Raw genomic sequence first — 2,421 nt, forward strand, 5'->3', positions numbered from 1 at the left:
TCTGCCATTGTGTCTGCTAAAACTTGCGCCGTTCTTACCGCGCTTTCAAAAGCATATAGTGGCTCGGCGCTACAGGTGCGCGAACCCCAAAAACGAAAGCCTTTCTCATTGATGAGCGTGGTAATGTCATGCTGGTTTAAATAGCCTGCGTCGGTGGCGGGGTTTTGCAAATCCCAGCTGATGTCTTTGGATAGCCCTGTTACTCCATGAACCGGCACGTTAGACAAGCTTTTATGCCAGCCGGTATCGTTGTCGATTTTTGCGCGTAAGCCCAACGCGCGCGCCGTGGCCCACGCGATTTTTAACGCGTCCCAACTGATAAAGTCGGGCCAAATAACCATCAGCTCTCGCGCACCAAAATTATCACGATAGCTCATTGCATCTTCTTTGGTTTCGCAGCCATACGCGGAAACATAGGCAAATGAGCGGGTTTGTGCTGCCACGCTGGCAAGCTCTGCGGCAACGGCGGCGTTATCTAACGCGGGCGCGCCAAGAATACGCGGCGTGACGCCTAATTGTGCTTTTGCAGCAGTTAGCGCTTGAATGCCGGTGCGCTGCCCATTAATCACCGAGCCGATAACGTTAGAGGTGGTTTCGGCTTCATCGGCACCTTCGGCAACACGAACCACGACAATGAGCGGATTGCCTTGATCTTTGATGGCTTCAAGCACATAGGGCAAGGTGCCGGTATCGCCCGCGTTTTCTATTCCGGTTAAAACATCGGTGAGTAACACCGGACGATTCAACGGAAAAAATGCCGTATTGGCATCGGGCGCGGTGGCCACCAAGCCAATAATGGCCGTTTGAATACTTCTGATAGGACGCGAGCCGTTGTTAATTTCAACAACGCGCACACCGTGATGATAATCTGCTGGCATGGGTTTACTCCGCTTGCTCTGTTAAAAGTGCTGAATCTGTTAAATGAAAAGGCCCGTTGATGACATGCGCCTCGTTAATCACATCACCAATGGCGTAACAATCATCATTAAGCTGCACATAGTTTTCAGGCATGACCGCATCGCCCTTGATGTAAATGAAATTGGTAATAGTGAGGCCATCAAGCACCGCCACTTTTATGGTGTTGGCGTTATCGCTCATACGTTAACCTCCCATTGAATGCTGACGTAACCGGCAGCGCCTGCGCTACCGGAATAAGATTGTGCGCTTCCGCCGCGATGCTGAGCCGCGCCGCCACCTTTTCCTCCGCTGCCATCTTCACCATCTTGAGCGGTGCCGTTGGTGTTGTTCACTAAAACCGTACCGGCTTTACCTGTGGCTATTGGCGCAGGCGACACATCCAGCGCACCTTGACCACCGCGCCCGCGTTTGCCACCTTCAATACGAATAAGCTCACCAACTTGGGTAATACCGGCATCGCCACCGTCCATACCGTGACGCACAAAACTAAAGTTGCCGCCAGAGCTTGCCCAATAACCGTAAGCAGAGCCGCCGCCACCGTGCGCGCCGATGGTAATGGGAATGATGTCTCCTGCGCTCACCGCAATGGTTGCGCCTTTTACCTGTGCGCCGCTGCCACCATTGGTGCCACTTTGTGCATAGGGTTGGCTTGGGTAGGCGGCAGCATAAGCACCGCCGCCACCGCCGCCATCAGCGGCTTTTGCATCCACCACAATTTCGCTAACGCCCGCAGGCACGGTAAAGCTGCCGCTGGCGGTAAAATTGGCAATGCCAGAGCGGGCTGCATTTTGGGTATCGGTTGCGGAAAAGTTCGGAACTTGCCAGCCAAAGCCGTTGTAAATCAGCCTGAGTTCGGGCGATGTAAGGTTAAATTGTCCGGTGTAAACTTGATTATTGAGGTACAACAATGCGCCATCGGTAATTTGTACCAGCGGGTTATGGCCTTGCTCTAACGACTTGGCGATAATCACTTGCGCACCTATTGCAATGTCTTTTCGTTCTGGCAGACGACAACTGGCACATTCATAAGGCAAAAAACACGGCTCATTCACCTGTAAAACTTGCCCAGTTTGCAGGGGTTTAAAAGGCAAAATCCCGCGTTGCTCTGCCCATAAATCAAAGGTGTTAACTGCCACGGGTAATCTCCCAATCTAACTGTGTATTTAAGGTGGCCGTAATCGCTTCTGGCGTGCTGTAAATCAGTTGGGTGTCGGTATGAAGTACGCCATCCGAATCTTCAATAAGCAGGTTGGTGACGGATGATGTGTTTTCGGTTCCTGATTCAAAACCGGCTCCTAATTCAGCTCCGCTGTTAAAATCGAAGGGAATTAAAGTGCCACTTTTCACGCTAAGCGCGCGCTTAAATGTCACCGTGGAAAACGGCGCTAAGCCCTCGGTGCTCGGTAATACTGCGGTTAAATTCGGGGCATCAAATAGGTAGCAGTGAGAAATTTGCGTTTGTTGGCTCTCGCTCAAAGGCTTGGGCACATCACGCGCATCCAA

General features: G+C 51.9%; 4 protein-coding genes. All 4 read right to left on the reverse strand.

Annotated elements, in window-relative coordinates:
* Nucleotides 1-878 (reverse strand): phage tail sheath subtilisin-like domain-containing protein (locus tag HJG39_RS19045; protein ID WP_268411975.1); only part of this gene is annotated, 878 nt, incomplete at its 3' end.
* 4 nt (nucleotides 879-882) lie between these two features.
* Nucleotides 883-1,098, reverse strand: coding sequence for a hypothetical protein (locus HJG39_RS19050; protein WP_268411976.1), 216 nt, complete (start codon nucleotides 1,096-1,098; stop codon nucleotides 883-885).
* The gene (locus HJG39_RS19055) at nucleotides 1,095-2,054 is read right to left on the reverse strand and encodes a hypothetical protein (RefSeq protein ID WP_268411978.1); all 960 of its coding nucleotides are present in this window, start codon (nucleotides 2,052-2,054) and stop codon (nucleotides 1,095-1,097) included. Before HJG39_RS19055 ends, HJG39_RS19050 begins: the two co-directional genes overlap by 4 nt.
* Nucleotides 2,044-2,421: hypothetical protein (locus HJG39_RS19060; protein WP_268411980.1), on the reverse strand; the 378-nt coding region annotated here is incomplete at its 5' end. The genes HJG39_RS19055 and HJG39_RS19060, both read right to left, overlap by 11 nt.

The sequence above is a fragment of the Alteromonas sp. a30 genome (assembly GCF_026788005.1).
In the GTDB taxonomy this organism is placed as follows: domain Bacteria; phylum Pseudomonadota; class Gammaproteobacteria; order Enterobacterales; family Alteromonadaceae; genus Paraneptunicella.